Source organism: Pedobacter sp. G11 (genome assembly GCF_003860265.1).
GTDB lineage: Bacteria > Bacteroidota > Bacteroidia > Sphingobacteriales > Sphingobacteriaceae > Pedobacter > Pedobacter agri.
Genome location: NZ_CP034190.1, coordinates 3,455,710 through 3,481,953, shown reverse-complemented (window position 1 = coordinate 3,481,953; position 26,244 = coordinate 3,455,710). Strand labels below are relative to the sequence as shown.

Genomic DNA, 26,244 nt, shown 5'->3' with positions numbered 1-26,244 from the left:
GATTAATCAACCGCGACTGGATTCATCATAATATCAAGCTTGGCAAACTTTAAAACCTCTACACTTGGAAAGCCAAAATCTTCTACTATTTTCCCTAATATCAAATAACAGCCCTTCCCTTTAAAAGGATATACCGGCGTTGAGTTTGGAAAATGTGTGGTATCAAAAAAGTCTCCATTGTGATCTAAAAAGGTACCAAACCACATTTTCGAATTTTTAACGGTATGAACCGTTTTTTCGCATACATAGTTGCCCACCATTCGAACGGTTTTGCCGATGTACTGATGCATATCGGCAGCCATTACTTCTCCACGATATTTCGTTTTCAGGAAATCGAACATGTTAAAATTTAGCGGATAGCCCAATAGTTCCCATTCAATATACGCATCTTCAAGTGCTGAATTTTCCAGTTCAGGCAATGCAAAACTTTTTTGCGTTACACTAAAAAGCTCCGCCGAGTTAATTCGTTTTTGTTTATGCCCCAGGTAGTTATAAATATCCCAAAGCAACGTTTTCTTATCTTTTCCGGTAAATCTCAAAGCCCCTAAACGGATTAGCAAAATTGCCTGTTCTAAAGTAATTTGAGTCCGCTTGATAAACTGCTCCAAATCCTGGTAAGCGCCGTTTAACCGCCGTTCTTTGGGTATGAGTTCGATTAATTTCTGCTCCAATCCTTGAATGCCGACAAAGCCCAAATAGGCATCATTTTCTCTAATAGTTACCACCTCGTCGCTATGGTTAACACATGGCAAATGAACCTTTGCTCCTGTTTTTTGCAATTCATGAACATAAACCCATCGCGTATAAAAACCGCCATAATTATTTAAAACGGCAACCATAAATTCTTTTGGGTAGTAGGTTTTTAAGTATAAGCTTTGGTAACTTTCTACGGCGAACGAGGCAGAATGTGCTTTTGAAAAGCTATAACCAGCAAATGAAGAAATCTGGCGCCACACTTCAGTAATCAGCTTTTCGCTGTGCCCTTTTTTCCTGGCCGATACAAAAAACTTATTTACCAGTTCATCAAAAGCAAGCTTAGATCGATATTTTCCACTCATTGCCTTACGCAACACGTCGGCATCAGCCAGATCGAGGCCGGCAAAATAATGGCAAACCTTAATCACATCTTCCTGATAAACCATTACTCCGTAAGTTTCTTTGAGTTGGGTTTTCATTTCCTCGCAGAGGTAAACCACTTTATCGGGTGCATGGTAGCGTTCGATGAAAGACTTCATCATTCCCGAACTTGCAACACCTGGCCTGATGATAGAGCTAGCTGCAACCAGGGTTAAATAATCTTCACACTTTAGTTTTTTTAATAATTGCCGCATCGCAGGCGATTCAATATAGAAACATCCGATGGGCTGACCTTCGCGTAAAATCGCATTTAGTTTCGGATCATTTTTAAACGTTTTAAAATCGTGAATATCAATATCACGATTGCAGTTTCGTTTAATGATTTGCACTGCTTCACGGATGTGACCAATTCCCCGCTGACTTAAAATATCGAACTTTTCATAACCAATTGCTTCGGCTTCATACATATCCCACTGTACGGTAACGAATCCTTTCGGAGGCATATCCAAAGCAGTATAATAGGTAATCGGTTCTTCAGAAATCAGGATTCCTCCGGCATGAATAGACCGCTGGTTAGGCATATTTTGCATGTGGCGATGTACCGCTGCCAATTTATTATACGTCGCATTCTGTTGATTTTCCCTTTCCTTCGTCGGATCACTAAAACTATCAATCTCACTTTTAGGCAGACCCAATACCTTTCCAATCTCCCGGATTATTGCCCGGTCTTTAAAAGTACTCATGGTCCCTAAAAATGCAACATGCCATTTCGGGTACTTTTTAAAGATATATTTCTGGATGGTTTCGCGTTCATCCCAGGCAAAGTCAATATCAAAATCAGGCGGACTTGTGCGCTTTTCGTGAAGAAAACGTTCAAAATACAAATCAAGCGCTATCGGATCAACATCGGTGATACGCAAACAATAAGCGACGATGCTATTGGCGCCAGAACCTCTGCCCACATGATAAAAATTACACCTGCCGATGGCGTAACGAATAATATCAAAAGTGATCAGAAAATAGGCACAATAGTTTTTAAGTTCGATGATGCGTAGTTCTTTCTCCATTCGCTCCTGCGCAACCTTATTATCTGGTCCGTAGCGATAAACCAAACCTTTATATGCAATTTTTCGTAGCAATTTCTGATCGAACACTGCACCTTGTTTACTGTAGGAAAATCTGTTTTTGGAAGCTGGTTGCGCTCCGGATTCGAAATAAACACTCAGATCACAATTATCGATTAATTTCTGCGTATTTTCAATAATGAAGGGAAAACGATCGAAACTGCTTTTTAATTGTTCTTCAGGAATCAAAACCTCCTCACTGCCACATTTTGCATCTTCAGGCACCATACTTAACAGCGTGTTCAATTCGATGGCTCTTAAATATTCGTGCAACCGATATTCAACTTTGTTACTCACGGTGACCGGATGCCAAACAACCAGTTTTTCTTTTGTGCCAAGCAGTTGGTGTTGATACAGATGATTAAGCTGTTTCGCCTTTATGCCTACAAATTCGTTAAATTTCAGCTCACGATTGAAGGTTTTTGTAAATGGGTAGATAAAAAAAACATTAGGAAGTGAAGGCGCATCATTGGGCAAAGGCGTAGCTTCTATATTATGATGACTTAAAAACTCGTTAAGTTCACGCATTCCCTCTTTGTTTCTGGCGATACCAATGTATAACAGATGGTTATCTCTTCGGAATTCGATACCGGCAATGGGTTTTATTTGATAAGGAATATTTCCCGCCTGAATATCATCCGCTTCGCGAGCGATGCCTTGCTGGTAACATTCGCGAATAAACTCCATTACGCCGGTGGAATTATTGATATCGGTGAGCGCCATTTGCCGAATTCCCAAAGCACGAGCTTGCCTTACGACTTCTTTCACATCAATCGTTCCGTATTTTAAGCTATATGAAGAATGTACATTGAGGAACATATTTAGTTTTCAGTTAAAAGTTCTCAATTAAAAGTTTGTATTTCTCGATTAGCGGCTGCCAATTTTACTACTGCTACCGATTTAAGATAATGATCAATTGATCGATTAGCATTAATCAATTACACGGTTAATCACTATAATCAAAAACTACTAATCCAACTTTGTAGCTGTCCCTAATTCGGCATTAATGAAGGTTCTGATTCTCGATTTTTTACGTTCTTCGGTGTTATCCGTTTCACCTTCCGTCTGGTTTTTGAATTTATTTTTCCGGGGATTATATTTTATCACCTTACCATTTTCATCTCTTTCAGGGCCCTTCACGATACAAGCCTTCACTACCGATTCAATTCCATAGTGGTTCCGCACCTTATCCATCGCCTGATATAAATCATATTCTTCCTCTGAAGTATGATATAAACCAATTTGTTCGAAACCACTTACCAGATGTGAAAGTTTAACACCTATCAATCGCAACAGCATTCGTTTAGCGTACAGCTTTTTAAATAAATCATGGGCCTTGGTAATCAAAAAGGAATCAAGTGCGGTATATGGAATCCGTGATTGTTGCGTTACGGTTTCGAAATTCGAATAACGAATGGTAACAGTTATGCAGGCGGTAAGTTTCTGCTGACTTCGAAGTTCATAAGTTAAATTGGTAACCATTCCGCTTAATATGGCTTTCATCTTTGAAATATCCATGCTATCGCTTTCGAAAGTAGTTTGGGTACCAATTGATTTGCGCTCTCTGTACGGCACCACCGGAGAAAAATCTATCCCGTTCGCCTTCTGCCAAAGTCCCAAACCATGCTGCCCTAAAATCTTAAACATTAAATCCTGAGGTATTTCAGCAAGCGTCTGAATCTTTCGAACGCCCATTTCACTCAATTTTTTAAATGTGGCATCACCAATGCCTGGTATTTTATGTACAGCAAGAGGGTTTAAAAAGTCACGCACTTCTGGAAAAGGAATTTCTTTTTCGCCATTGGGCTTGCATTCATTGGTTACGATTTTAGATACCGTTTTATTTACGGATAAGCCAAAGGAAATGGGTAAGCCGGTTTCTTTAATAATCGTCTGTCGTAGTTCCGATGAAAATTTCATACAACCGAAGAACTTGTCCATTCCGGTCATATCGATATAGTGCTCATCAATACTGGCTTTTTCAAATAGCGGAACACGATCGGCAATAATTTCTGTAATCTCATGCGAAGCCTTCGAATAATCATCCATATTGCCCCTAACAAAAATAGCCTGCGGACAGAGCTGTTTCGCCATCCGGCCGGGCATTGCAGCATGAACGCCAAATTTCCGGGCTTCATAGCTACATGAAGTCACCACGCCCCGATCAGAATTGCCACCGACAATTACAGGTTTACCTATTAGCTTTGGATTTTTCCTCAACTCTACCGATACGAAAAACGCATCCTGGTCCATATGAATAATCTGTTTTTCTTTGTCCATCGCATTTCTCTCATTAAATTAACCACTACACACCGACTGATCAAAAATACTAATATAATTAGTTATATAAACTACATTTTTTCCACAAAATACTAACATTTTTAGTTTTTAGCGCTGGCCTGTATTTTTGCGAGGAAGTTAAGATTGCATGGTTTGGAGCAATTAAGATACACCTGATCGATGCCCGATGATTATCAATCAGCTATTTGTTTTAGGTATTTCTCGTTGCCTGATCTGCAAAATTCACGCTAATATGGCTAGCGAATGCTTATAGGCTAACTTATTAATTAAAAAAAATAAAAGTTTTATAAGTAATACTACGGGAATAAATAACATATGATGTTAGCGGTATGATGTTTGCCACTATTTGGGCACATTACCTAAAAATCAAACCTATGAACAAAACAGAATTTAGCAGCATTGTTAATAGCAATGCGAGCTCGCTACGCTCTCACGCTCTTCAGTTCACAAAAGACTTGGATGATGCAAATGATCTGGTACAAGACACCCTGATGAAGGCAATTAGATTCTTCCATAAGTTTGAGGAAGGTTCTAACTTAAAAGGATGGCTTTTCGTAATTATGCGTAATACGTTTATTAACGACTACCGCAAAACAGCAAAGAAAAACGCATTAATTACTACGGAAGAAGAAATAACTTACGCAAATTTGAGTCATAGCGCCACAAGGAATGTAGCCGAGAACAAGTTTATGATGGGCGACATTCAAAAGGCCTTGGATAAACTTCCTAAAGCATATCGTGACCCATTTGTTCGATACTTTGAGGGTTATAAATATCACGAGATAGCCGAAGAACTTGGTTTACCCATTGGCACGGTAAAAACCCATATCCACCAGGCCAGGCTTGAGCTTAAAAAGAATCTAAAGAATTATAAAAATGATGCCTATTACCGGGCATAAAAAATGCCTTCCCGACATTGGGAAGGCATTTTTTATTTATTGATCTGGACCAGCATCGGCACCCTTTTGGTCGGTATCGTTGTCATCCAGTTGCTTAAAGGTTCCATCTTCAGCATAGGCCTTATCAGCATCGCTTCCAGCCAAATCATTATCCGGAACTACACCTGTTTTGCTTTGATCCTTAGCCTGTTGCTCCTCTTGTTCCTCTTTGGGATTTCCATTTTCCATATCCTTAATCTTTTACTAACAACCATTTCGATTGATAAGGGTTTTGTGTTTATGAAATTAGCTCAATGATTATTCCGGTAACGATATTTCAAAATCAGCATTAAAATATCCATTGAAAAAGAAAAGGCGTTTGTGATGAGAATGGGCCAGTCCATAATTAACATCCCGTAATAAAACCATAAGCCATTTCCGGTGAGCAGTACGATAAACATAAAAGGCGAGACATTGGCTGCTTTTTTGGTTTGAAACGTTTTTACAATCTGTGGCGTGATGGCCAACGCTGTTAATACACCAGCGGTTATCCCAATGATTAATTTCAAATCCATCGTCTTTTTCTACACACAATCGCATTAGTTCAATAATGTTTTGTTTTCGAAAAGTCGCGTAGTTAAATCTTGCAATCTACTAATTAGGGCAGGTAGTTCACGCAGCGAAATACGGCTCATAAATGTATTTATACGCAACGTTTCAAAGCATAAAACTATGTCCATTTAAATCAGTTGTGTAACAAACATCAACCTAAATATAATATTATGGCTACTACAGCAAAAACAAAAAAAGCAAGCAAAAAACCATCAGGTAATACAGGTAAAATGGAAGATTCAGAATTCCATAAATTCTTTGTTGACGAATTGAAGGATATCTATTGGGCAGAAAAGCATCTGGCTAAGGCGCTTCCAAAATTTAAAAAAGCAGCTACAAGTCCTGAATTGGTAGAAGCTTTTGAAAAACATGCACTGGAAACCGAGCAGCATATTGTCACGCTGGAAGAAATTTTTTCTTCACTAGATGAAAAGGCTACAGCAAAAAAATGCGACGCCATGGCTGGATTGCTTGAGGAAGCAAATGGAATTATCGAAGAAACGGATAAAGGTACAATGATAAGAGATGCGGGATTAATTTTGGCGGCACAGAAAGTGGAGCACTACGAAATTGCAACCTACGGTACGTTAGCGGTATTTGCAGAAAACATGGGCCATACTGACGTGGCTGCCTTGCTTAATCAAACATTAGAAAACGAGAAAGCTACTGACGCTATACTTACGCAAATAGCTGAAGGCACTATTAATGCACAAGCTGCAGAAGAATAGTGATTACGCTCAGCTAATTGAAAAGACTTCCAGGTTTGGAAGTCTTTTTTTTTCAGAAAAGTTGCATTCCTTATAGCTATGCAATTTTTTGGACAATGCTAAACAAATATTTGAAACTGCTTGTCATTATTACAAAATCTATACTATGAAAAAGACAATCATATTTGTACACGGCATGTTTCAGAACCCAAAAAGTTGGGAAGGCTGGATTAATTTTTTTGAATCGAAAGGTTATAATTGTATTGCGCCGGCATGGCCTTTTCATGATGGAGAACCTGCGACTTTACGAAACCATATCCCTGAACAACTAGGCGACTTGGAATTGGATGACATCATTACGCCAATTGAAACTGAAATTTTAAAACTTGATGAAAAACCAATCGTCATTGGTCACTCCGTTGGGGGCTTAATTGCTCAGCTTTTGCTTGCTAGAGGTGTGGTGAGTTCGGCGGTTGCCATCTGTTCAGTAGCACCAAATAAAATGATTACTTTCGACTGGTCGTTTTTCAAAAACGCCGCCACCATTGCAAATCCATTAAAGGGCAATGAACCCATCCCGATGGATTTGGAAACTTTTAAAAGCGCTTTCGCAAATACTTTAACTGATGCGCAGGCTCAAACTGAATTCGAAAGAACAGCAACTCCAGATAGCAGAAATGTTTTCAGAACCTGCATGACTGATTCAGCAGATATCGATGTTGAATTGCCACACGCTCCACTCCTGCTCATTTCTGCTTCAGAGGATATGATCTGTCCGGCCTCGTTAATTGAGAAAGAACAGCATGCTTACACGGATGAAACTAGTATTACCGATTTGAAGGAATTTAAGGGCCGAAGTCATTATATCTGTAATGAACCTGGCTGGGAAGAAGTTGCCGATTACACATCACAATGGATTGACAGGCAGCTGAACAATATGCCCTTAACCGAAGACTTTAAACAGATTTAAGAATCACAATATCCTAAAAAGCTCACTTTAATAATGAGCTTTTTTCGTTTTTTTAATGGCGCAATCAGCGGCTATTTTCAATTTATCGAAACTTTAAAAAGTAAACGGTGTTGATTTTTTAAAAGAATGATATATGAAACTTACCAATTTTACTTTAGCAGCACTTGCATTAACTTTTTTTTTAAGTTGTAATAATTCAGAAAAAACCGGAGAAAAATCTTCTGATTCAAACGAAAATGCTGTAAAAATAGATACTGGAATCACTGAAAACGCCAATGCTTCAAAGCTTGATCTGGCAGATATTGAATTTTTAAAAAACGCAGCAATCATTGAAATGGCTGATGTAGAAATCGGAAATAAAATTATCCAGCTGGGCGCCACAAATGATATTTTAACATTTGCCAATAAATTGGTAACGGATCAAACTGCTTCTGGTAATGCCTTAAAAAACCTGGCTAAAAAAAAGGGTTTCAGTTTACCGAACACATTACCAGATTCGAGAATACAATCGATTAAACGCTTGGAAACTTTTAAAGAGGATGGCAAAAATGAATTTTTCATTGATACCATTATCAAAGACCATCAGACTACAATTGATCTTTTTGCGGCCGCTGCGAAATCTAAAGACGCTGATATTGCAGCATTTGCAGAGTTAACAAAACCAACTTTATTAAATCATTATGAGGAAGCCAATAAAATTAAGAAGAAGATACTCGAATCGAAAGCTGGCCAGGGAGAAGATCCATTAAAGAAGAGCGATCAGAAGAATTTTAAGCGTTAACAAATCGCTTAATTCGATTCAACAGCAATTATATTTTTCACTGCCAATTCTACCGCACCAACTTCATCAGGAAAAAATGGCTGAATAACAGAAAAAGTTAGTGCTAATAAAAAAGCAATCAATATACAATAGAAACTCGCCTTGGCGCTATATTCCATTTGTTCGGGTCTTCTGCCTTGTTCCATTTTAATCATAGGGATAGTGACAACAAGACAATAAATATTGCAAAATGTTTGCCGAAACAAAAAATATCTACTTAGGCATAAAAAGAAAAAAAATATGGCTTTAAAAACTACAAACAAACCTTACCAACTATTACTTGATGTACTTAGCGCAGCGGGTATGGGCTTAGGCATTTATCTCACCAAACCTTCATTGGAAAAAAGATTATCAAAAAGCTTTAGTCTGGCAAATTCAAGCGTAAATAAAACGTTCGAACATTCACCAGCATCGAAAAGCGTCAATCCTGTAAATTTTGAACTTGCTGGTTTAGGTGGCATTGCCGCTTACAAGATCTATAAAGGATTTAAAAGGAATAAAAAAGCAAATGTGGTAGAAGGTTTTTTCTTAACTGCAGTGCTTACTGCAGCCGTAATTTACACAGCAAGCCTATCGAAATCGAAAGCTAACATTGACCAAACGGGACAATTATAAAATGTCCCGTTTAAAAAAACTTAACGAATGGTAGAATACCAATTAATGGGATGCGATCTCAAATTCATTCCATCTCGTTCAATGTGGTATAAGATAATCGGTATCGTAAAATCTATCATTCTTTCTACTTTCTTAGATAATCTTCCAAGGAAATCAATACTGGAGATTCCCTCTTTTAGATGAACATAAATTACTGTCGGCGTTTTAAATTCAAAACGATCGATCATTCCTGGCCATTCGCTCTTAATGCGGTTTAGGAAATTAGGAATTTTAACGTAGTCTAGGTTTTTTTCCATATTTCAAGTATTTATTCTTTAAATTAAGTAATCGGTTGCAATAGTTAAAGCGAATAATGAAGATGAACAACTTTTTTACAAAAGAATAAATGCCTTTGTCGCACAAAATCGTCACTTAAATTTATATACCGTATTAGGCTACGTATTTATACTTAAACCATTTCGTTTATGAATCTTAATTTAGACGACTGAACAATAGCCGATTAAATGAGAAAGCGGGTGTTAATTCTTGATGATGATGATTCAAATGCTGAAGCATTGGCTTTAATTATGCAAGAAGAAGGCTACGAAGCCTTATCTATTATTTCTGCAACAGATTTATTGCAAACCATTACCGATTTCAATCCGCACATCCTGCTTTTAGATATACAACTCGGAACATACGATGGCAGAATTCTTTGCAGAAATTTAAAACAACAGGCAGCGACCAAGCACTTACCCATAATTCTTATCTCGGCCATGCTTTCTAGTCAGCTCACAGAAACGAATGCCAATGAGGATGGGATGATCAATAAACCTTTCGAAATTGATGAACTCATTTCGATGGTTGAGCGCTTGCTTAAAATGCCCTGAAATGAACAATTAATGATCATAAATTTTTGAAAATTTTTGGCAATAAGTATTATTACGCAATAATATACTGATTTTAAAAAAGCCCGGATTTCTGCTTAGAAATTTGGGCTTTTTTTAAACTGCGTAACCGTTTAAGATGGAAAACCGCACAAGTGCTGCTGTGTTTTTACAACCCGTCCGATCGATGAGTGCCTGCCTTAAACCTTCAACAGTTCGCCTGCTTAAAAATAGCTTATCAGCCATCTCCTGGTTAGTCATTCCCTCTCCAATCAGTTTAAGTACGCTCAACTCCCGCTCTGAAAACTGAAGCCTGTGATTTTGCTCAGGAGAAAGCATAACCAACTGTTTATTAAACCTTTCCAATATCGAAATACACAAACTAGAAGAAACATAGCGATGGCCTTTCATTACATGTTGCAGGCAAAACAATAACTCATCAGCACCTACACTTTTTAACAAATATCCGTTTGCACCTGCCAAAAAAGCGTTTGATGGGTACTTCTCATCTTCCAAAACACTTAACAGAACAACTTTAAGATTTTTAGCCTTCTTTTTGATCAGGGGAATCATTTCAATCCCATCCATTTCAGGCATTAAAACATCTGATAAAATGATATCAGCCTGAATGCCAGTATCTATCAAATCAAGCAGTTCACGTCCGTTAGCAACATCTGCTACCACCTCAACCGATTCGTATTTATCCATAAGTGCGGTAAGCGACTCACGCATTAAGTGATGGTCATCTACCAGGATTATTTTGATCATAAACCAAATATAATTGAAGGAATGTAATTCAGAAAACAGGCCATTTTCAAGAAGCCTGAATAATGGTCTTTTTGTGCCAATTCAAGTATTTATTTGGGTAATTCTACATAAAACGTAGTCCCTTTTCCGGTTTCGGTATCAAACCAAATCCTACCGCTGTGAAGCTTGACAATATTATAGATAATGCCCATGCCCAACCCACCAGAATCTTTGCCTTGCAAGCCCGCCTTAAAACCTTGCTCGCCTCGTTCAAACAAAGTTGATCTGATTTCTTCGGGTATTCCTCTTCCATTATCGTATACCGAAATGATTACACTTTCACCCAAATCATTTACCGCAATACCAATTGTGCCATTCTCATCAGTAAATTTTATCGCGTTTGATACGAGGTTATTGATTACCTGCAAAAATTTCATACCATCAAGCGGAAGGTAGATTTTATCTTTATTGCTTTTAAATTTAAAATTCCTTACTGCCCGAAGCTGCGACCGGCGGTAATACCTTAAAGCATCTTTTAGCTCCCAAACCAATTCCAAACGATCTTTACTAATTTCCACTTCGTTTGATTTGATAAACTCATGATTGATCACACTCCTCACTAAACGCGTATTCCGATCGCACATGTCCATCATAAACCGAAGCGATTCCTTCAGTTCCTTATCGCCGGTACTGGCTATGCCCCTTTCCATTGATGACGCCGTTAATTTCATCATTCCCAAAGGTTCCTTTAAGTCGTGAGACAATACCTCGAGTGTGATGTTTTTTCGGTAGTTGATCTGCTCAATGTGTAGTTTATTATGCCGCTCAACCGTAATGTCTTCTACATTACCACATAAAATTATTTCCGACTGCTTAAATGGATAGATGCTTATTTTTACATATTTCTCCCTGTTGCCTGGAAAACTCAAACGAAACTCATACTTTTTTGCCGCCATATCTTCGAGGCATTCCTCGTAACAGGAAACGATATGTTCCCGGTCATCATCATGTGCAGATTCAAAAAGTAAATGAGGGTGATTTAGAATGGATTCTTTGTCTACTTCCCAAATTTTGGCCAGGCCAGCATTTACATAGATAAATTGTTCGGTTTGTAAGTTATAGATGAAATAACCATCGTTAGAACTTTCACCAATTTTGCAAAATAATTCGCTGCTTGTTTCATTCATACGGATGCATTTCAATTAGGATAGTTAGGCAAATCTGAAACGCAGATTAGTAAAAAAGGTTTTATTTATTTATAAAAAGCCTATCATCAGGTATGGATGTTATGAATAGGGCTGATCTTTCTGAGCGTTAGCGATTTAAAAACAAATTGTAATTTTTTGGAAATGGACTGAGTTTTCATTTGTAACTTTACCTCATGACAATGCAGGAACTCCAGGAGCTGGAAGATTTTTTCGCCAATGCTGGCAAACAACAAGTGCCGATCTTTTTAAACCAGGCCACTGAAATAACGGATTACGATCATTTTCTGCAAAGCCACTTCCAGCCTTTAAAGGCTAATCTAACCTCTAAAGTCAATCAGCCATTAATTTACAGGTTAAAAACCTTAAAACTAATTATTGAATCAAATGCATAGTTTATTTATGATCGCTATGCCCCAAATCCTTCTCCGGACTAACATGATCCCGAACCAAACGTTTTAGTTCTTTTATCTCAGGAAATCGCTCCATCGCCTTTCTGTCAAAAATCAAAAGGTCATCTGCAAAAACGTAAAATGCTCCACCGGTTTCACTTGGAACCAACATTACGCCCTTAATTTCGTCGGTAAAAGTTTGTAATAATTCCTGCGCCATGTAAGCCGATCGAAGCATCCAGCCGCATTTCGGGCAATATTCAATAGTGATAATGGGTTTCATGTTGCCAATATAAAGATATCTTTTCTTAAGCTTCGCCGTTTCTATGATTGAGCTAAATCCGGCGGATTTATTTTTTAATATAGATTTAAAAAATTATCAACTATATTGGCGAAAGTTGGTTATTGTAATCAGTATTATCCTATTTTTTATGACGAAAAACATCTTTATCGCATCTGCAGAACCCTATACCGGAAAATCAGTGATTGCATTTGGCATGATTAATATGCTGCTGGCTAAAACCCAGAAAGTAGGTTATTTCAAGCCTATCATTGCTCAAGAAGATCCTAATAAAAGGGATGAACACGTTGAAGCCATGCTTGACTATTTTTCACTTCCTATCCGTTATGAAGATGCTTTCGCATTTACACGACAGGACATGCTTCACCAGGCAGAAGATAGCGGAACGATTATCAATACCATCATTAGCAAATATAAAAAGCTGGAAGATAATTATGATTTTACGGTAATTGAAGGCAGCGATTTCCTTGGCGAAGGCAGTGCTTTTGAATTTGAATCAAACGCCCTGATGGCCAAAAACCTCGGCGCCCCTGTATTAATTGTAGTTTCCAGCAAAGGAAAAACAGCAAGTCAGTTATTTAAAAGTGCCATTAATATATACCGAAACTTTTTGTTGAGAGATGTTCAGGTATTGGGTGTTGTGGCCAATATGGTTAATCCGGAAGAAGCTGAACGAATTAAACAAGCATTAACCAATCAATTACCACCTGAATTACTAATTGCTGTAATTCCTATTGAAAGCGGCTTGCAAAGCCCTACAATGAAAGAAATTGCAGCAGCTTTAGACGCTGAGGTTTTATTTGGTGCGGATTTATTGGATAACCAGGTTGATAATTTTGTAACTGGTGCGATGATGCTGCCTAATTTTTTAAGGCATATTAAGGATAATTTGTTAATAGTAACACCTGGAGATAGAGGCGATATCATCATTGGCTCCTTGCAGGCCAATCTTTCAGCTAACTATCCAAAAATCGCCGGCATTGTGCTCACTGCAGGCAGCTTGCCGGATGAGCCGATGATTAAATTAATTGAAGGTTTGCAAACCATCATCCCAATTATTGCGGTACAAAAAGGCACGTTTGAAACTACTACAACTATTGGTTCCATCCACTCTAAAATTACGATCGATAACAAAAAGAAAATTGAGCTGGCGATTGATATTTTCGAAAAACATGTTGATTTAAAAGCACTTGATGATAAAATTATCACTTTTAGTTATCAGGGCATTACGCCACATATGTTCCAGTACCAATTGGTAAAGTGGGCTAAACGAGAGAAAAAACATATCGTTCTGCCAGAGGGAAATGACGAACGGATATTAAAAGCGGTAGAAAAACTAATTGCTCAGGATATTGTAGACATTACTTTGTTGGGCGATCCGTTAGAAATTGGAAATTCAATTAAACGCCTTGGCTTGAATTTAGATGCAAACGCCATTCACATTCATAATCCTGCCCATTCAGCGCAATACGATGCATACGTAGAAACATTACACGAATTGCGCAAGGCTAAAAACGTAAACCTGGAGATGGCCCGCGATATGATGACCGATGTATCCTATTTCGGCACCATGATGGTTTACAAAGGAGATGCCGACGGAATGGTTTCTGGTGCGGTGCATACCACGCAACATACCATCCGCCCTGCGTTACAATTTGTTAAGACCAGACCAGGTGTTTCAGTTGTGTCATCCATATTTTTTATGTGTTTGCCGGAACGTGTAGCCATTTTTGGCGATTGCGCCGTAAACCCAAACCCTACTGCCCAACAACTTGCTGAGATAGCCATTTCATCAGCCGAAAGCAGTGCCAAATTTGGTATTGAGCCAAGAATCGCCATGTTGTCCTATTCATCAGGCACATCTGGTGAAGGCGAAGATGTGGAACGTGTTAGAGAAGCTACTGCAATTGTGAGGGAAAGATACCCGGAGTTGAAAATTGAAGGTCCGATTCAATATGATGCAGCAGTTGATCCAATTGTGGGCAGACAGAAAATGCCGAATTCAGAAGTGGCCGGAAGAGCGAGTGTATTGATTTTTCCTGATCTGAATACAGGAAATAACACTTACAAAGCAGTACAACGGGAAACCGGTGCTTTAGCTATCGGCCCAATGTTGCAAGGTTTGAATAAGCCGATTAATGATTTAAGTCGTGGCTGTACGGTAGACGATATTTTTAACACGGTAGTGATTACGGCAATACAATGCCAGGATTTATAAAATTAACATGAACATTCTAGTCATCAACTCAGGGAGTAGCTCCCTAAAATATCAACTCTTTAAAATGCCAGTGAAAGCCCCCATCTGTAGCGGACTGGTGGAACGCATTGGGATTGAAGGATCATATATTAAACATACTGTATTTAGCGGAGCAGAGAAATTTGTAACCGAGAAAACCGATTTCATTGCTGATCATGCTGATGGATTGACCCAGGTTTTGGCCCTACTAACAGAAGGCGAACAGGCGGTAATTACCAGTCCTGATGATGTTGCAGCCGTAGGCCACCGGGTAGTGCATGGCGGGGAACATTTTTCAGGCCCAACGTTGATTACTGAGGATGTCAAAAAGCAGATTAAAAAACTATTTTCGCTGGCACCGCTCCACAATCCGGTAAATTTAAAGTGCATTGAGGTAGCTGAACAAACCTTTCCAAATGCGAAGCAAGTGGCCGTATTTGACACCGCATTTCATCAAACCATCCCACAACAGGCATTCAGATATGCCATTCCCGACCAATATTATAAAGAGCATGGCATTAGGGTTTATGGTTTCCACGGCACTAGCCACAAATATGTAAGCGAGCAAGCCATTAAGTGGTTAGATAAAAAAGATTCGAAAATCATCACCATACATTTGGGCAATGGTTGCAGTATGACTGCCGTTCGGTATGGTAGATCCATTGATACCAGCATGGGTTTTGGACCATTGAGCGGTTTGGTTATGGGTACACGATCTGGTGATATCGATCCATCGGTTATTTTTCATTTGATTGAACATGCAGGCTACAGCCTAGATCAATTGAGCACTTTGTTCAATAAACAATCGGGATTATTGGGCGTAGGTGGATCGAGCGATATGCGTGATATAGGCAAACTTGCTGCTGAAGGTAAAGATGGCGCAATACTTTCGCTGGAATTGTATGCTTACCGCATTAAGAAATTTATTGGAGCTTATGCAGCCATTTTGAATGGTTTGGATGCCATTGTTTTTACCGCTGGTGTTGGCGAAAACGACAAATCGATGCGGGCAGCAGTGTGTGAAGAATTGAACTACCTCGGTATTAACATGAACAAAGAAAGCAATCTGGAATATTCCGGTGGAATTGCGGATGTTAGTTCAGCTGATTCAAAAGTAAAAATCCTGGTTATTCCAACCGATGAAGAGTATGAAATTGCTCACCAGTGTTTTGGGTTACTGGCGTAAAAAAAATCCCTCATCAGATTTTTTTTTGATGAGGGATTTCTGTTTAAACTTCTAAAACGGATAAAATATTTCCAGAAGGATCTTTAAACCAGGCAATTTGAGGTCCCTCCGATCCTCTTGATATTCCTTTCTCATCGGTTTTAATGTATTCCGAATGATATTGTTCAAATTTTACACCTTTAGCGATCAAATCATCGACGGCTTGCTCGATACTTGCTACCGGAAAATTTAATACGGTGAAGGTTGCAGGTTCATGATCATCTTTTGGATAAAGCATAATATTTTCGGCGCCATCTATTACCAACTCCAATATACCCATTTCTCCAACTTTGGTTTGTAAACCGATTGATTCATAAAATGCTTTTGCTTCTTCTATATTTTTCACAGAAAAAGAACTGAATGCTTTGCTTGTTTGCAACATGATTATAAAAATTAGTTAGACAATATTTAGAGCGTTGTCTTCAGTTAGCTTTTCCAGGCGCCGATCAATCTTCTGATCACAATAATTTCTGCAATGTGATAGGCATTGTGATCGGCTATTTGCAATGCTTCGCGTAAAAGTGTTTGCCCTTGTCCATGTGGAATTTCTTGGTAAAGATCTTCAGATTCTATGAGTTCGATAAATTCCAAGAGATCTTTTTCAATGCTGGCAATGGTTTTATTCCAGGCTTCTTCAGTTTCAGGTCCAACTTCTTTAGGCCAATATTCATCCGGCCATTTCGGCGATTGATGATTTCCATCTTTACTAAACTCCAGCATATCCCATTGTGCAATCCGGATATGCTCCGCTAACTGCCAAATGCTGTAGGGTAATTGATGGGGTTTTTGCGAAACCTGTTCTATACTTAAATCAGCAAGTGCATCTTTTAAACCCACGTGTGCTCCGCCTCCACTTAACAATTTTTTGAGTTCGTTGATGAGGGTTAAGGTCTTATTTTCCATAAGATTGATAAATGTTTCCAAGATTTAACAAAATAGAAAGCTGATGGTTTGGAGTAGTTATTTTCTAGTACTTTTGAATATGAACTTTCAAGATATTTTCCCTGTACTTAAAGAATATACTTATTTTAATACCGCCTATTCCGGAATTTTATATCAACCATTAATAGCATGGCGTCAGCAGCATGATCAGCAATATTTAGCTGGAGGCAGTAATTTTAGACTAGAAAGCGCCACCACCATAGAAAAACTAAGGCTAAAACTATCTGAAATTTTTCAGGCTAAAAACGTATTTCTGATACCGAACTTTTCTTTTGGCTTTAATACTTTGTTAAACGGCCTGGCGAAAAACCAGCGCTTTTTGTTGCTGAATGAAGATTATCCTTCTGTAGCCTATCCTGTAAAATCCAGTGGTTTTGAATTTCAAGAAGTTTCGATTGATGAAAATCTTGAAGAAAATATTTTGAAAGCGATTGAATCATTCAAACCTACAGCATTTGCGTTCAGCATGGTGCAATATATCAGCGGCTATAAATTATCAGAGCGCTTCATTAAACAAATAAAACAAAGTTATCCGCAGCTGCTGCTTATTGCCGATGGTACCCAATTTTGTGGCACTAAAACATTTAACTTCGCAGAATCGGGATTGGATGCCATACTTTCCAGTGGTTATAAATGGCTCCTTTCGGGCTTTGGAAATGGTTTTTGTATGTTATCAGATCAGCTTATTGATGTACTTTATCAGGAAAAATCTACTGAAACCTTACCTACTGCGCCTTTTTTACAAGGTAAAAGCCATTTAGCGATGAATTTCGAGCCTGGCCATTTAGACACTCTTAATTTTGGTTCGCTTGACTATAGCCTCAATTTCTTGCAATCTGTCGGATTTGAAGCTATTGAAAAAAGCAATCAACTACTTTGTAATCAAGCCAGAGCAGAATTTTACAACAGGGGTTTGCTGCCAGAATGGATGATCAAAAGGGAGAGTCAATCGACCATTATCAGTTTACCTTTAAAAACAGAAATGGTCGAAAATCTGGCGAATGCCAAAATCTTATGCTCAGCAAGAGGTGCCGGTACAAGATTTTCACTCCATTTTTATAATACGGTGGATGATTTACAACAGTTGCTGGATGTGATTGACGGGAAAAATTAATCCACTTTCCAAACGGCATCAACAAAATATTCCTGACGATCGAAAAAGCGGTGCATTGGCGTGAAACCTGTTTTACTCGCTAATGCATCAATATCCTCCAGTGAATATTTTTGTGAAATTTCCATGTAAATGTGTTCGTTTTTATTGAAGTGAATGGTTTCATCGCCAATATTTACACGTTGATCGTTCAAGCTAATTAAATAGCTTTTACATGCGCCAGTTTCCGGATCGTATGAAGCATAATGATCAAAATTTGAAATATTGAAATCGCCATCCAGTTCTCTGTTAATTCGATTGAGCAGATTGAGATTAAAAGAGCGTGTAATTCCGGTCGGGTCGTTGTAAGCGGCTAAAATTTGTTGCGGATTTTTCTTCAGGTCAAATCCAATAATTAACAAATCATTTGGAGAAAGCTCCTCCCGCAAATCACGACAAAAGTTTTCTGCTTCTGCTAAATCCATATTGCCAATGTTAGCGCCCATAAACAAAACTACTTTTCGAAGGTTGGATATAGCCTTTGCCTTTTCCAGCATTTTAAAATAATCACCGTTCAAACCTTCAATTTGCAGATCAGGTAATTTTTTAGGCAAATTTTCTTCTAAATCAGCGATTACATGAGCAGAAATATCGATAGGTAGGTAAGTGAAATTCAACTGCGCCTGAAGCAAAGCCTTCAGCAAATGAATGGATTTGGTGGCATCACCTGCGCCAAGTTCAATTAAATCGAAAGCATCCCCATCTAAGGAAATCAAAGTAGCCAGCTTAGCCGATTGTTCCTGAAGAATTTCCATTTCCGAATCGGTAAGGTAATATTCTTTCATTTCCATAATCTGCTGAAAAATCTGGTCGCCTTTTTCATCGTAAAAATATTTTGAGCTTAAAAATTTTGGTTCAGCTTGTAAACCAGCTAAAACATCATTCAAAAACTGCGAACCAACCGGAACCATACGTTTTGTAATCATCGTATCCATAAAAATTATTTTGCTAATCGAATGCCAGTAAACTGCCACCTCAAATGTGGATGAAAGAAATTTCTGTAAGTAATACGTTCATGGCCCTGCGGTGTAGCAACAGATGCGCCACGCAACACTTTTTGATTGACCATAAACTTGCCATTGTATTCGCCAATTGCACCTGGAGCTTTGCTAAAACCTGGATATGGCAGGTATGCGCTTTCTGTCCACTCCCATCTTTTGCCCCAATCAAATTTTTGCGCTGCTATTTCCCATTCAAATTCTGTGGGCAAACGTAAACCTTTCCAACTGGCATAAGCGTAAGCCTCATAATAACTTATGTGCGTTACTGGCGCATCAAAATTAAGTTTCTGTAAGCCATTTAGGGTGTAGTGATGCCACTGTCCATCAATTTCATTCCAGTACATAGGTGCACTAATCTGGTTGTTTTTTACCCAATCCCACCCTTCTGCATGCCAGCAACTAAAATCCTGATATCCGCCAGCATTGATAAAATCAAGATATTCATGATTAGTGACCAGATTGGCACTAATGGAGTAGGGAGGTAGGTAGACTTTGTGTAGCGATAATTCATTATCAAAACTAAAGCCATCACCCTTATATCCTATTTCATAGATACCTTCAGTGATGTTGATCATATCATTTCCAGAGACTGATTCTGTGGTATCCCTCCAATCTGTTGAGTAAGCCGGAAACAAAGGATTGTTGCCCAGAATATATTTAATATCAGTAAGCAATAATTCCTGATGTTGTTGTTCATGGTTGAAGCCCAGAATCAGCAATTCAGTTAGCTTTTCATCAACCGGACAGGAAAGTAATTTTTGCATGGCCTCATCTACATAGGCACGATATTGATAAACTTCATTAACGCTTGGTCTGCTCAGATTTCCGCGATCGGTGCGGATAACCCTGGCCCCTACAGTTTCATAATAGCTGTTAAAAACATAATTAAACTCTGGATTAAATTCCTGGTAGTTTGCAGAAAAAGCCTTGAGGATAAATGTTTCAAAAAACCAGGTGGTATGGCCAAGATGCCATTTCGGGGGACTTACATCTGCAATCGGTTGAACAACATAATCCTCCGTTTGCAAAGGCTCACATATTTGTTCAGAATGCTTTCTTATGCGCAAGTATTCTTCAATAAAATTCATTTGTTGTTATCCAGATATTGCTTAAGATCTGTGATGGTATAAACACCCAGTTCTTTCGATTGTTTTCTCCGCATCATTAATGCATAAGAATTATTGAACCCAATAGGCGTTAACCATTTGATCTGAAATTTCTTACGAAACTCGTCATTTACATAGCGGTAAGTTTTATCTTTATCATGCGCTATCTGCTTTGCAAATTCAGCTTTGGGTTGCAGCAAAACCAATAATCCGGTACCGGTATATTCAGGATAAAAGTCAATCTGATCATTCACCAAAGCATCGAAACAAATTTTCGTACCGCCTAAACCCGTTTTAGTAGCTACTTGATAATCAGTATTTCCCTGAATAAGCATTTTGTACATTTCCGCCAGGATATATTGCTCACCAAAAATCTTTGATCCAATGCGAACTATGCCCGCTTTTCCATTTTTCGAAACTTTAAAAAGATTCCGACTGATCAGGAAATCTTTCGCTACCTTTTCCGGACTTTGGTGCAGTTGATCTGTTTTATAGTTCAGATCCGTCATGATTGAATCGGTTATTTTGCCTGCAAGTAAATTCAATACTTTTTCAAGTTCCGGAAACTTTTTTAATGAAGATTCCCGAACAATCGGTGCCGCATAGTAAGGTGGAAAAATGCGCTGGTCGTCTTTCAAAATTGTGAGGTCGAAGGCTTTTAATCTTCCATCAGTAGAATAGCCGCTAATTACATCCAGTTCCTTTTCAAAAGCAGCTTTGTACATTACTGCATCGCTAATTACGATGGTATGTATTTTTAACCCATACACTGATTTTAAACCCAAATCGCCATCTTGCCGCCCCATAAACTCGGGTGTAAAACCAGCTGTAAGTGAACTTCCGTATGCTTTTGGCAGCAAATAAAAGCCGCTCAAAATGAGTAGAAAAATTGGTAAAACAAGCAGAACCTCGCGCAACCTTTTAAAGTTTAAATTTTGCAGCAAAGCGAGCAGACCATCTAAAACAATCGCTAAAACTGCCGCCGGGATAGCTCCAGCCAAAATCATATTGGTGTTATTTAAAGATATTCCACCGAAAATAAATTCACCCAAACCACCTGCCGCAATGTAAGATGCCAGTGTTGCCACACCAACATTAATTACCGTTGCTGTTCTGATGCCTGCTAAAATAACGGGCATGGCCAACGGAAGTTCTACTTTGAAAAGTATTTGCCAATTGTTCATTCCCATTGCTTTGGCAGCTTCCCGAATACTTGCATCTACGCCGACAATTCCGGTATAGGTATTTCGGATAATGGGTAACAATGCATAAATAAGCAAAGCTACAATAGCGGGTTTAGCACCAATGCCCAACAAAGGAATCATGAAACCCAATAGGGCTATGCTCGGAATGGTTTGAAGCACACCCGCAAAGGCCAGAACAGAACCCGAAATTTTTCTTTTCCTGGCAATTAAAATACCGAGTGGCAAACCGATAAGTACGGCGAAAAGAAGAGAAATAAAAGTTAAGCCTACATGTTGAAAGGTTTGGTTGAGCAGTTTATCAGATTGCTCGGACATGAATTGCCACAGGCTCTGCTGATTTTCACTCATGAGATTGCTTTTTTTGATAGCGTTTAAATGCCTCGGTGATTGCGCTGAAAGCGATATTTTTCTGTTCGCCAGATGGATTTTTTACTACAAAAGATGGTGCTGATTGTAACTTATCCATCGCATCCCAAACGCTTATCGAAGAAGATAGAGAGGTTGCGCTTACAGGTTCGGATGATGGAATCAAATCCCAAATATCATCCAGCGAGATAATTTTAAATTCCAATGAAAGCTTTTCGCTGGCCAGAAAGTTTTTAGCAAATTCAGTAACAGGTTTATAAAGCAAATCCTTTGGCGTTCCAATTTGAACAATCTCCCCCTTATTCATCAGGCAAATCCGGTCTGCAAGTTCAAACGCTTCATGAATATCATGAGTAACCATTACCATCGTTTTTCGCTTCAATTCCTCTAATCCTTTAAATTCTTTTCTGATGCTCGTTCTGGTTACATTATCAAGCGCTCCGAAGGGCTCATCCATTAACAAAACAGAAGGATCTGTAACCAATGCTCTGGCTAAACCTACACGTTGCTGCTGACCACCACTAAGTTCGCCTGGGTAAGCGGATAAATATTTCTCAGATAAGTGAAGTTTTTCTATGATTTCATTACTTCTTGATTTGATTTTCTCTTTCGTCCAACCTAATAATTTAGGAACAATGGCGATGTTTTCTGCGACAGTATAGTGTGGAAATAATCCTGTGTTTTGTAACACATAACCAATTCCTCTTCTCAATACTTCAGGTTTTTCCTTCGCAATATCTTTTCCGTTAACGAGGATGTTTCCAGCATCCGGCGTAATTAACCGGTTAATCATTTTAAGCGTGGTGGTTTTACCGCATCCACTGGTGCCAAGCAAAATAAGATTTTCTCCCTCCGATACTTCAAAGGAAACTTGCTTAACAGCGAGCGTATTGCCATAACTTTTGCTTACCGCCTCAACTTTAATCATCTAATTTCATAAAAAGATTATTCAAAGATTCACTATAGGTTGGGTGTGCAAAAATGCCATATCGAATATCTTCATAAGTAATTCCCCCTTGCATAGCCATTTGTAAAACCGACATAATTTCTCCGCCATCGGCTGCGATGACAGCAGCACCCAGAATTTGTTTGGTTTTCGCATCAACAACTGCTTTCATTAAACCAAAAGTTTCGCCAGTTTCAATCCCCCGGGCTACATTTGCCATCGGTAAAAGCGCCACTTTATAATTTAAACCTTGCTCCTTCGCTTCAGTTTCTGAAATGCCAACTCTTGCCAATTGCGGATCAGTAAACATGCAATACGGAATCGGTCGGTTTTTTGTGGTGAGCTTTGTTTTCTCAATTAAATTGCGATAAACAATAGTGTAATCGTTGTATGCGATATGCGTGAATGCCGGACCGCCCTTTACATCGCCCAAAGCATAAATACCCTTTATATTGGTTTCTAACTTTTCGTTTACGATGATGTGACCTTTATCATCTTTTTTTATTCCAGAATAGGTTAAGCCTAGATCATCTGTTTGTGCTTTCCGACCAGCTGCCACAAGAATATGACTGCAATTAATTTTTCTTGCTCCTGATTCATCTTCAATTCTTACAGATAGACCACTCTTGATTTTCGTTACTGATTCAATGGTAACTGATGTCAAAACTTCGATTTTTTCGTTATCAAGTACCTTACATATTTCATCCGCAATCTCCTGATCTTCTTTCGCCAGAACATGTGGCGCCTTTTCCAGAACAGTAATTTTACTACCAAAACGAGCAAACATTTGTCCGAATTCCAAACCTATATAATTGCCGCCTATAATTACCAGGTGCTCCGGAATTTCCTCAATATCTAAAATTGAGGTAGAGGTAAGATAATCTACATCTTTTAGCCCATGTATATCAGGAATAATCGTCTTTGCACCAGTATTTATGAAAATAAGATCTGCACTTAAGTTTTCTGTCTTTCCATCCTTCATTTCTACCTTTAGCTCCTTTGTTCCGGTGAAAGAAGCCTTACCAAGATATAATTTCAAACCTTTCGTGGTTTTAATCCCTTTTTCGGCTGAAGCCTGAAATAAGTCGACGATCTCATTTTTTCTTTTGATGATTTTCTTTAGATCAACTTTTACATCCGGAATCACAACACCAAGTTTACCGGCAGTCCGAGCCTGGAAAGCAGCCCTTGCAGAGGCAATCATCGTTTTGGTGGGTGTACAGCCATCAATAATACAGGTTCCACCTACTATCCTTTTTTCGATAATTGCGGTTTTCATGCCCGATTCCGCTAACTTCTTAGCCAATGGTGTTCCTGCTTGTCCTGCCCCAATGATAATTGCGTCGTAGTGTTTCATATTTCTCCTTTTACAGAAATAAAACTAGAAAAGCCAGGCATTGTTTGACTGTCATAGATTATAGTTTTATGACTTCCTTTGGGTGCTTTTTAATGCCCAATAAATAAGCACAGGTTGAAAAAATAACCTCATCAATCTTTTCTCGTCAGTATCTAATCCAAATCCGTTGCGTTTGTTAAGGTATTGAGAAATGTTTCCAGGAAATACTGCAACAAATAATGATGCAGCCAAAATCCCTACAGCAGGTCTATATTTTCGCGGCGCAAGTACCAGAGAAGCACCCATTGCAATTTCCACAACTCCTGAAGCGACTACAGTATCATCTTTTTTCAATGGAACCCAATTTGGCACTTGCGCCTGAAACTCCTTTCGTGCAAAAGTTAAATGACCAATGCCGGCAACAATTAATCCTGTTCCTAATATAACTCTGGCAATATTTTGTGCAGTATGCTTTTTCATAATTACAAAACACAATTTTAGTTGAAAAGGTTTCTGGCTTATTATTCAACGAAATTAACACGTGTAGAAAACTTTTATAAGCTCATTCCTGTTATCATTCTGAAATTAGGCAGCTCAACACAAAACAAAATGGACCAGATTCTAACCGACCATGACTATAAAATAGTTATTCAAAAAATTCAGCAACTTTCTGAGATTAAAAACGCTCACTCCATTTTTACTCCAGAGATTAATCAACTTCGTGAACTTGCTATTAATTACGAATACAAACGATACGATTTAACGCTGGTAAAAGATTTTGATCAACAATTATCTGCCACTGGTTAGTATTCCGTTTATTCAAATATCTTTATTTCTTCTCGAAATTATTACTTCCATATAATTTATGGCGAGTTTTTATTCAATTATTTGTTTTCCAACATGAAATATCACCATGTTATTTTAAAACAGATACTTATCGTTAATAAATTGAGCAATAACTTAGGTACTAATACCCCAAATACTACCTAAAGGCAATCTTTGAATATATTTTTGAAACTAAATGTGGCAATTTTTTGTTAATAAAAGGTCATCCCTGGCGACGCAACGCTAATGACTTAATGTTTTTAACTACCACTAATAATGGATCAACTAGAATTTAGCCGAAATGCGGACGAACACGCAACTTCTTTACACTTGCATGCCATGCGCTTCACAAAAGATGAAGATGAAGCTAAGGACCTTGTTCAAGATACACTTTTAAAAGGGATTAGATTTTGCCATAATTTTGATGCAGGAACAAATATTAAAGGCTGGCTTTATGTTATTATGCGGAATACTTTCATCAATAACTACAGGAAAGATCAAAAGCGTAATGAACTGATTACAACTGAAGAGGATATTTCAAGTGCGCATCTTTTAAAAAGTTCATCTAAAAATGCTTCAGAAGGAAAGTTTGTGATGGGTGATATTCAAAAAGCATTAAGCAGTATTCATCCTAACTATAGCATTCCTTTCCAACGGTATTTTGAAGGATATAAATACCATGAAATTGCGGAGGAATTGGGTATTCCAATTGGGACAGTGAAAACGCACATCCATCAGGCCAGAATAGAACTGAAAAAGTATTTAAAGAACTACAGAGGCAATTACACTTTATAAAATTTATTTAAATCTGTTAATTAGAAGGGCCTACAAAAGCATCAACTCTTTTTAATAGGTCGAAAATATCAAATGGTTTTGCAATAAAATCTTCTGCGCCACATTGTTTTTTCATTTCACTTAAAGCAGCATGGGCACTCATCATCATTACAGGAATATCTTTAGTGGCATCGCTGTTTTTCAGCATGTCGCAAACCTCAATGCCGTTACCGTCTGGAAGCTTCACATCAAGTAAATAAAGGTCTTGTGATGCTTTACCATCAAAAGCCATAAACTCTTTAACGTTGGAGAAGCCGTAAACTTCGTATTGTTCTTCTGTTAAAATAAGCTCAATAATTTCTTTAATGCCCTGATCGTCTTCGAGCAGGCATATCTTCTTCCCCATAAATTCTTAGTTCAAATTAGTTTTACTGCGTAATCAGTGATAAACCGCTAAAATGCAAATTTGTTTTAGGTTTTAATAAAAAATCCACCAGAAAAGAATATGTTGCCAAGG

30 protein-coding genes are annotated in these 26,244 nt (G+C 38.3%); 12 read left to right on the top strand and 18 right to left on the bottom strand.

Annotated elements, in window-relative coordinates; translation table 11 throughout:
- Nucleotides 1-2: 2 nt before the first annotated feature.
- Nucleotides 3-3,020 (bottom strand): DNA polymerase III subunit alpha, encoded by a 3,018-nt coding sequence (gene dnaE / locus EA772_RS15095; RefSeq protein ID WP_124913933.1) that lies wholly within the window; start codon nucleotides 3,018-3,020, stop codon nucleotides 3-5.
- Nucleotides 3,021-3,170: 150 nt separating this feature from the next.
- Entirely contained in the window at nucleotides 3,171-4,481 is a 1,311-nt protein-coding gene (dinB, locus tag EA772_RS15090) for a DNA polymerase IV (protein ID WP_124913932.1), read from the bottom strand.
- A 395-nt stretch (nucleotides 4,482-4,876) separates the two neighbouring features.
- On the opposite strand from dinB, the gene EA772_RS15085 reads away from it, so the two are divergent.
- Nucleotides 4,877-5,401, top strand: a complete 525-nt coding sequence (locus EA772_RS15085) for an RNA polymerase sigma factor (RefSeq protein ID WP_029204575.1) — start codon at nucleotides 4,877-4,879, stop codon at nucleotides 5,399-5,401.
- Nucleotides 5,402-5,437: 36 nt separating this feature from the next.
- On the opposite strand, the gene EA772_RS15080 is transcribed toward EA772_RS15085, so the two are convergent.
- The gene (locus EA772_RS15080) at nucleotides 5,438-5,629 is read right to left on the bottom strand and encodes a hypothetical protein (protein WP_124913931.1); all 192 of its coding nucleotides are present in this window, start codon (nucleotides 5,627-5,629) and stop codon (nucleotides 5,438-5,440) included.
- Between the two features lie 62 nt (nucleotides 5,630-5,691).
- Nucleotides 5,692-5,955 carry a SemiSWEET family sugar transporter gene (locus EA772_RS15075; protein WP_010599687.1) on the bottom strand — a complete coding sequence of 88 codons (264 nt, stop codon included), beginning with the start codon at nucleotides 5,953-5,955 and terminating at the stop codon, nucleotides 5,692-5,694.
- A gap of 207 nt (nucleotides 5,956-6,162) precedes the next feature.
- Here EA772_RS15075 and EA772_RS15070 point away from each other — a divergent pair, with 207 nt between their 5' ends.
- From EA772_RS15070 to EA772_RS15060, 3 genes are all read left to right on the top strand, one after another.
- Nucleotides 6,163-6,720: a ferritin-like domain-containing protein gene (locus tag EA772_RS15070; RefSeq protein ID WP_124913930.1), complete on the top strand. Its 558-nt coding sequence runs from the start codon at nucleotides 6,163-6,165 to the stop codon at nucleotides 6,718-6,720.
- A gap of 145 nt (nucleotides 6,721-6,865) precedes the next feature.
- Nucleotides 6,866-7,669 (top strand): alpha/beta hydrolase, encoded by an 804-nt coding sequence (locus tag EA772_RS15065; protein ID WP_124913929.1) that lies wholly within the window; start codon nucleotides 6,866-6,868, stop codon nucleotides 7,667-7,669.
- A gap of 133 nt (nucleotides 7,670-7,802) precedes the next feature.
- Nucleotides 7,803-8,450 (top strand): DUF4142 domain-containing protein, encoded by a 648-nt coding sequence (locus tag EA772_RS15060; RefSeq protein WP_124913928.1) that lies wholly within the window; start codon nucleotides 7,803-7,805, stop codon nucleotides 8,448-8,450.
- Nucleotides 8,451-8,458: 8 nt separating this feature from the next.
- On the opposite strand, the gene EA772_RS21940 is transcribed toward EA772_RS15060, so the two are convergent.
- Nucleotides 8,459-8,644, bottom strand: a complete 186-nt coding sequence (locus tag EA772_RS21940; protein WP_116170219.1) for a hypothetical protein — start codon at nucleotides 8,642-8,644, stop codon at nucleotides 8,459-8,461.
- An 85-nt stretch (nucleotides 8,645-8,729) separates the two neighbouring features.
- On the opposite strand from EA772_RS21940, the gene EA772_RS15055 reads away from it, so the two are divergent.
- A complete protein-coding gene (locus EA772_RS15055) occupies nucleotides 8,730-9,104 on the top strand; it encodes a hypothetical protein (RefSeq protein ID WP_124913927.1) in 375 nt (124 codons plus the stop codon).
- A gap of 20 nt (nucleotides 9,105-9,124) precedes the next feature.
- Here EA772_RS15055 and EA772_RS15050 read toward each other — a convergent pair whose 3' ends face one another.
- Complete coding sequence (locus EA772_RS15050; protein ID WP_010599681.1) at nucleotides 9,125-9,400, bottom strand: hypothetical protein; 276 nt, start codon at nucleotides 9,398-9,400, stop codon at nucleotides 9,125-9,127.
- A 207-nt stretch (nucleotides 9,401-9,607) separates the two neighbouring features.
- Here EA772_RS15050 and EA772_RS15045 point away from each other — a divergent pair, with 207 nt between their 5' ends.
- A complete protein-coding gene (locus EA772_RS15045) occupies nucleotides 9,608-9,973 on the top strand; it encodes a PleD family two-component system response regulator (protein ID WP_124913926.1) in 366 nt (121 codons plus the stop codon).
- Nucleotides 9,974-10,087: 114 nt separating this feature from the next.
- On the opposite strand, the gene EA772_RS15040 is transcribed toward EA772_RS15045, so the two are convergent.
- Together EA772_RS15040 and EA772_RS15035 are read right to left on the bottom strand one after the other, a co-directional pair.
- Nucleotides 10,088-10,738, bottom strand: a complete 651-nt coding sequence (locus EA772_RS15040; RefSeq protein WP_124913925.1) for a response regulator transcription factor — start codon at nucleotides 10,736-10,738, stop codon at nucleotides 10,088-10,090.
- 89 nt (nucleotides 10,739-10,827) lie between these two features.
- Nucleotides 10,828-11,904, bottom strand: coding sequence for a PAS domain-containing sensor histidine kinase (locus EA772_RS15035; RefSeq protein WP_124913924.1), 1,077 nt, complete (start codon nucleotides 11,902-11,904; stop codon nucleotides 10,828-10,830).
- A 200-nt stretch (nucleotides 11,905-12,104) separates the two neighbouring features.
- Between EA772_RS15035 and EA772_RS15030 the strand changes: the two genes are divergently transcribed.
- The gene (locus EA772_RS15030; RefSeq protein WP_238533594.1) at nucleotides 12,105-12,317 is read left to right on the top strand and encodes a hypothetical protein; all 213 of its coding nucleotides are present in this window, start codon (nucleotides 12,105-12,107) and stop codon (nucleotides 12,315-12,317) included.
- Between the two features lies 1 nt (nucleotide 12,318).
- On the opposite strand, the gene EA772_RS15025 is transcribed toward EA772_RS15030, so the two are convergent.
- The gene (locus EA772_RS15025; RefSeq protein ID WP_010599676.1) at nucleotides 12,319-12,597 is read right to left on the bottom strand and encodes a SelT/SelW/SelH family protein; all 279 of its coding nucleotides are present in this window, start codon (nucleotides 12,595-12,597) and stop codon (nucleotides 12,319-12,321) included.
- Between the two features lie 148 nt (nucleotides 12,598-12,745).
- Between EA772_RS15025 and pta the strand changes: the two genes are divergently transcribed.
- Nucleotides 12,746-14,833 (top strand): phosphate acetyltransferase, encoded by a 2,088-nt coding sequence (gene pta, locus EA772_RS15020; protein WP_124913923.1) that lies wholly within the window; start codon nucleotides 12,746-12,748, stop codon nucleotides 14,831-14,833.
- Nucleotides 14,834-14,840: 7 nt separating this feature from the next.
- Nucleotides 14,841-16,037, top strand: coding sequence for an acetate/propionate family kinase (locus EA772_RS15015; RefSeq protein ID WP_124913922.1), 1,197 nt, complete (start codon nucleotides 14,841-14,843; stop codon nucleotides 16,035-16,037).
- A gap of 43 nt (nucleotides 16,038-16,080) precedes the next feature.
- Here the strand turns inward: EA772_RS15015 and EA772_RS15010 are convergent, their stop codons facing one another.
- On the bottom strand, nucleotides 16,081-16,458 hold the full coding sequence (locus tag EA772_RS15010) for a VOC family protein (protein ID WP_124913921.1): 378 nt from the start codon (nucleotides 16,456-16,458) through the stop codon (nucleotides 16,081-16,083).
- A 44-nt stretch (nucleotides 16,459-16,502) separates the two neighbouring features.
- Entirely contained in the window at nucleotides 16,503-16,979 is a 477-nt protein-coding gene (locus EA772_RS15005; protein ID WP_124913920.1) for a DinB family protein, read from the bottom strand.
- Between the two features lie 79 nt (nucleotides 16,980-17,058).
- Here EA772_RS15005 and EA772_RS15000 point away from each other — a divergent pair, with 79 nt between their 5' ends.
- On the top strand, nucleotides 17,059-18,132 hold the full coding sequence (locus EA772_RS15000) for an aminotransferase class V-fold PLP-dependent enzyme (RefSeq protein ID WP_124913919.1): 1,074 nt from the start codon (nucleotides 17,059-17,061) through the stop codon (nucleotides 18,130-18,132).
- Here EA772_RS15000 and egtD read toward each other — a convergent pair.
- The 6 genes from egtD to EA772_RS14970 form a co-directional block, all read right to left on the bottom strand.
- Nucleotides 18,129-19,103 carry an L-histidine N(alpha)-methyltransferase gene (egtD, locus tag EA772_RS14995; protein ID WP_124913918.1) on the bottom strand — a complete coding sequence of 325 codons (975 nt, stop codon included), beginning with the start codon at nucleotides 19,101-19,103 and terminating at the stop codon, nucleotides 18,129-18,131. The two genes, EA772_RS15000 and egtD, sit on opposite strands and share 4 nt — an antisense overlap.
- A gap of 5 nt (nucleotides 19,104-19,108) precedes the next feature.
- Nucleotides 19,109-20,257, bottom strand: coding sequence for an ergothioneine biosynthesis protein EgtB (gene egtB, locus EA772_RS14990; RefSeq protein ID WP_124913917.1), 1,149 nt, complete (start codon nucleotides 20,255-20,257; stop codon nucleotides 19,109-19,111).
- Complete coding sequence (locus EA772_RS14985; protein ID WP_124913916.1) at nucleotides 20,254-21,828, bottom strand: ABC transporter permease/substrate-binding protein; 1,575 nt, start codon at nucleotides 21,826-21,828, stop codon at nucleotides 20,254-20,256. Before EA772_RS14985 ends, egtB begins: the two co-directional genes overlap by 4 nt.
- Nucleotides 21,821-22,774: an ABC transporter ATP-binding protein gene (locus EA772_RS14980; protein WP_124913915.1), complete on the bottom strand. Its 954-nt coding sequence runs from the start codon at nucleotides 22,772-22,774 to the stop codon at nucleotides 21,821-21,823. The genes EA772_RS14985 and EA772_RS14980 overlap by 8 nt, the downstream gene beginning before the upstream one ends.
- Nucleotides 22,767-24,149 (bottom strand): mercuric reductase, encoded by a 1,383-nt coding sequence (locus EA772_RS14975; protein ID WP_124913914.1) that lies wholly within the window; start codon nucleotides 24,147-24,149, stop codon nucleotides 22,767-22,769. The genes EA772_RS14980 and EA772_RS14975 overlap by 8 nt, the downstream gene beginning before the upstream one ends.
- Nucleotides 24,150-24,215: 66 nt before the next feature.
- Nucleotides 24,216-24,608, bottom strand: coding sequence for a hypothetical protein (locus EA772_RS14970; RefSeq protein WP_124913913.1), 393 nt, complete (start codon nucleotides 24,606-24,608; stop codon nucleotides 24,216-24,218).
- A gap of 21 nt (nucleotides 24,609-24,629) precedes the next feature.
- Between EA772_RS14970 and EA772_RS14965 the strand changes: the two genes are divergently transcribed.
- Nucleotides 24,630-24,935, top strand: coding sequence for a hypothetical protein (locus EA772_RS14965; protein WP_124913912.1), 306 nt, complete (start codon nucleotides 24,630-24,632; stop codon nucleotides 24,933-24,935).
- Nucleotides 24,936-25,229: 294 nt separating this feature from the next.
- Nucleotides 25,230-25,748 (top strand): RNA polymerase sigma factor, encoded by a 519-nt coding sequence (locus EA772_RS14960; protein ID WP_010599663.1) that lies wholly within the window; start codon nucleotides 25,230-25,232, stop codon nucleotides 25,746-25,748.
- A gap of 16 nt (nucleotides 25,749-25,764) precedes the next feature.
- Here EA772_RS14960 and EA772_RS14955 read toward each other — a convergent pair whose 3' ends face one another.
- Nucleotides 25,765-26,133 (bottom strand): response regulator transcription factor, encoded by a 369-nt coding sequence (locus EA772_RS14955; protein WP_010599662.1) that lies wholly within the window; start codon nucleotides 26,131-26,133, stop codon nucleotides 25,765-25,767.
- Nucleotides 26,134-26,244: the final 111 nt, after the last annotated feature.

What these genes read in the sequence shown, in the direction of transcription:
- dnaE (WP_124913933.1), bottom strand. Translation starts at nt 3,020, where the DNA reads ATGTTCCTCAATGTACATTCTTCATATAGCTTAAAATACGGAACGATT.
- dinB (WP_124913932.1), bottom strand. Translation starts at nt 4,481, where the DNA reads ATGGACAAAGAAAAACAGATTATTCATATGGACCAGGATGCGTTTTTC.
- EA772_RS15085 (WP_029204575.1), top strand. Translation starts at nt 4,877, where the DNA reads ATGAACAAAACAGAATTTAGCAGCATTGTTAATAGCAATGCGAGCTCG.
- EA772_RS15080 (WP_124913931.1), bottom strand. Translation starts at nt 5,629, where the DNA reads ATGGAAAATGGAAATCCCAAAGAGGAACAAGAGGAGCAACAGGCTAAG.
- EA772_RS15075 (WP_010599687.1), bottom strand. Translation starts at nt 5,955, where the DNA reads ATGGATTTGAAATTAATCATTGGGATAACCGCTGGTGTATTAACAGCG.
- EA772_RS15070 (WP_124913930.1), top strand. Translation starts at nt 6,163, where the DNA reads ATGGCTACTACAGCAAAAACAAAAAAAGCAAGCAAAAAACCATCAGGT.
- EA772_RS15065 (WP_124913929.1), top strand. Translation starts at nt 6,866, where the DNA reads ATGAAAAAGACAATCATATTTGTACACGGCATGTTTCAGAACCCAAAA.
- EA772_RS15060 (WP_124913928.1), top strand. Translation starts at nt 7,803, where the DNA reads ATGAAACTTACCAATTTTACTTTAGCAGCACTTGCATTAACTTTTTTT.
- EA772_RS21940 (WP_116170219.1), bottom strand. Translation starts at nt 8,644, where the DNA reads ATGATTAAAATGGAACAAGGCAGAAGACCCGAACAAATGGAATATAGC.
- EA772_RS15055 (WP_124913927.1), top strand. Translation starts at nt 8,730, where the DNA reads ATGGCTTTAAAAACTACAAACAAACCTTACCAACTATTACTTGATGTA.
- EA772_RS15050 (WP_010599681.1), bottom strand. Translation starts at nt 9,400, where the DNA reads ATGGAAAAAAACCTAGACTACGTTAAAATTCCTAATTTCCTAAACCGC.
- EA772_RS15045 (WP_124913926.1), top strand. Translation starts at nt 9,608, where the DNA reads ATGAGAAAGCGGGTGTTAATTCTTGATGATGATGATTCAAATGCTGAA.
- EA772_RS15040 (WP_124913925.1), bottom strand. Translation starts at nt 10,738, where the DNA reads ATGATCAAAATAATCCTGGTAGATGACCATCACTTAATGCGTGAGTCG.
- EA772_RS15035 (WP_124913924.1), bottom strand. Translation starts at nt 11,904, where the DNA reads ATGAATGAAACAAGCAGCGAATTATTTTGCAAAATTGGTGAAAGTTCT.
- EA772_RS15030 (WP_238533594.1), top strand. Translation starts at nt 12,105, where the DNA reads ATGCAGGAACTCCAGGAGCTGGAAGATTTTTTCGCCAATGCTGGCAAA.
- EA772_RS15025 (WP_010599676.1), bottom strand. Translation starts at nt 12,597, where the DNA reads ATGAAACCCATTATCACTATTGAATATTGCCCGAAATGCGGCTGGATG.
- pta (WP_124913923.1), top strand. Translation starts at nt 12,746, where the DNA reads ATGACGAAAAACATCTTTATCGCATCTGCAGAACCCTATACCGGAAAA.
- EA772_RS15015 (WP_124913922.1), top strand. Translation starts at nt 14,841, where the DNA reads ATGAACATTCTAGTCATCAACTCAGGGAGTAGCTCCCTAAAATATCAA.
- EA772_RS15010 (WP_124913921.1), bottom strand. Translation starts at nt 16,458, where the DNA reads ATGTTGCAAACAAGCAAAGCATTCAGTTCTTTTTCTGTGAAAAATATA.
- EA772_RS15005 (WP_124913920.1), bottom strand. Translation starts at nt 16,979, where the DNA reads ATGGAAAATAAGACCTTAACCCTCATCAACGAACTCAAAAAATTGTTA.
- EA772_RS15000 (WP_124913919.1), top strand. Translation starts at nt 17,059, where the DNA reads ATGAACTTTCAAGATATTTTCCCTGTACTTAAAGAATATACTTATTTT.
- egtD (WP_124913918.1), bottom strand. Translation starts at nt 19,103, where the DNA reads ATGGATACGATGATTACAAAACGTATGGTTCCGGTTGGTTCGCAGTTT.
- egtB (WP_124913917.1), bottom strand. Translation starts at nt 20,257, where the DNA reads ATGAATTTTATTGAAGAATACTTGCGCATAAGAAAGCATTCTGAACAA.
- EA772_RS14985 (WP_124913916.1), bottom strand. Translation starts at nt 21,828, where the DNA reads ATGAGTGAAAATCAGCAGAGCCTGTGGCAATTCATGTCCGAGCAATCT.
- EA772_RS14980 (WP_124913915.1), bottom strand. Translation starts at nt 22,774, where the DNA reads ATGATTAAAGTTGAGGCGGTAAGCAAAAGTTATGGCAATACGCTCGCT.
- EA772_RS14975 (WP_124913914.1), bottom strand. Translation starts at nt 24,149, where the DNA reads ATGAAACACTACGACGCAATTATCATTGGGGCAGGACAAGCAGGAACA.
- EA772_RS14970 (WP_124913913.1), bottom strand. Translation starts at nt 24,608, where the DNA reads ATGAAAAAGCATACTGCACAAAATATTGCCAGAGTTATATTAGGAACA.
- EA772_RS14960 (WP_010599663.1), top strand. Translation starts at nt 25,230, where the DNA reads ATGGATCAACTAGAATTTAGCCGAAATGCGGACGAACACGCAACTTCT.
- EA772_RS14955 (WP_010599662.1), bottom strand. Translation starts at nt 26,133, where the DNA reads ATGGGGAAGAAGATATGCCTGCTCGAAGACGATCAGGGCATTAAAGAA.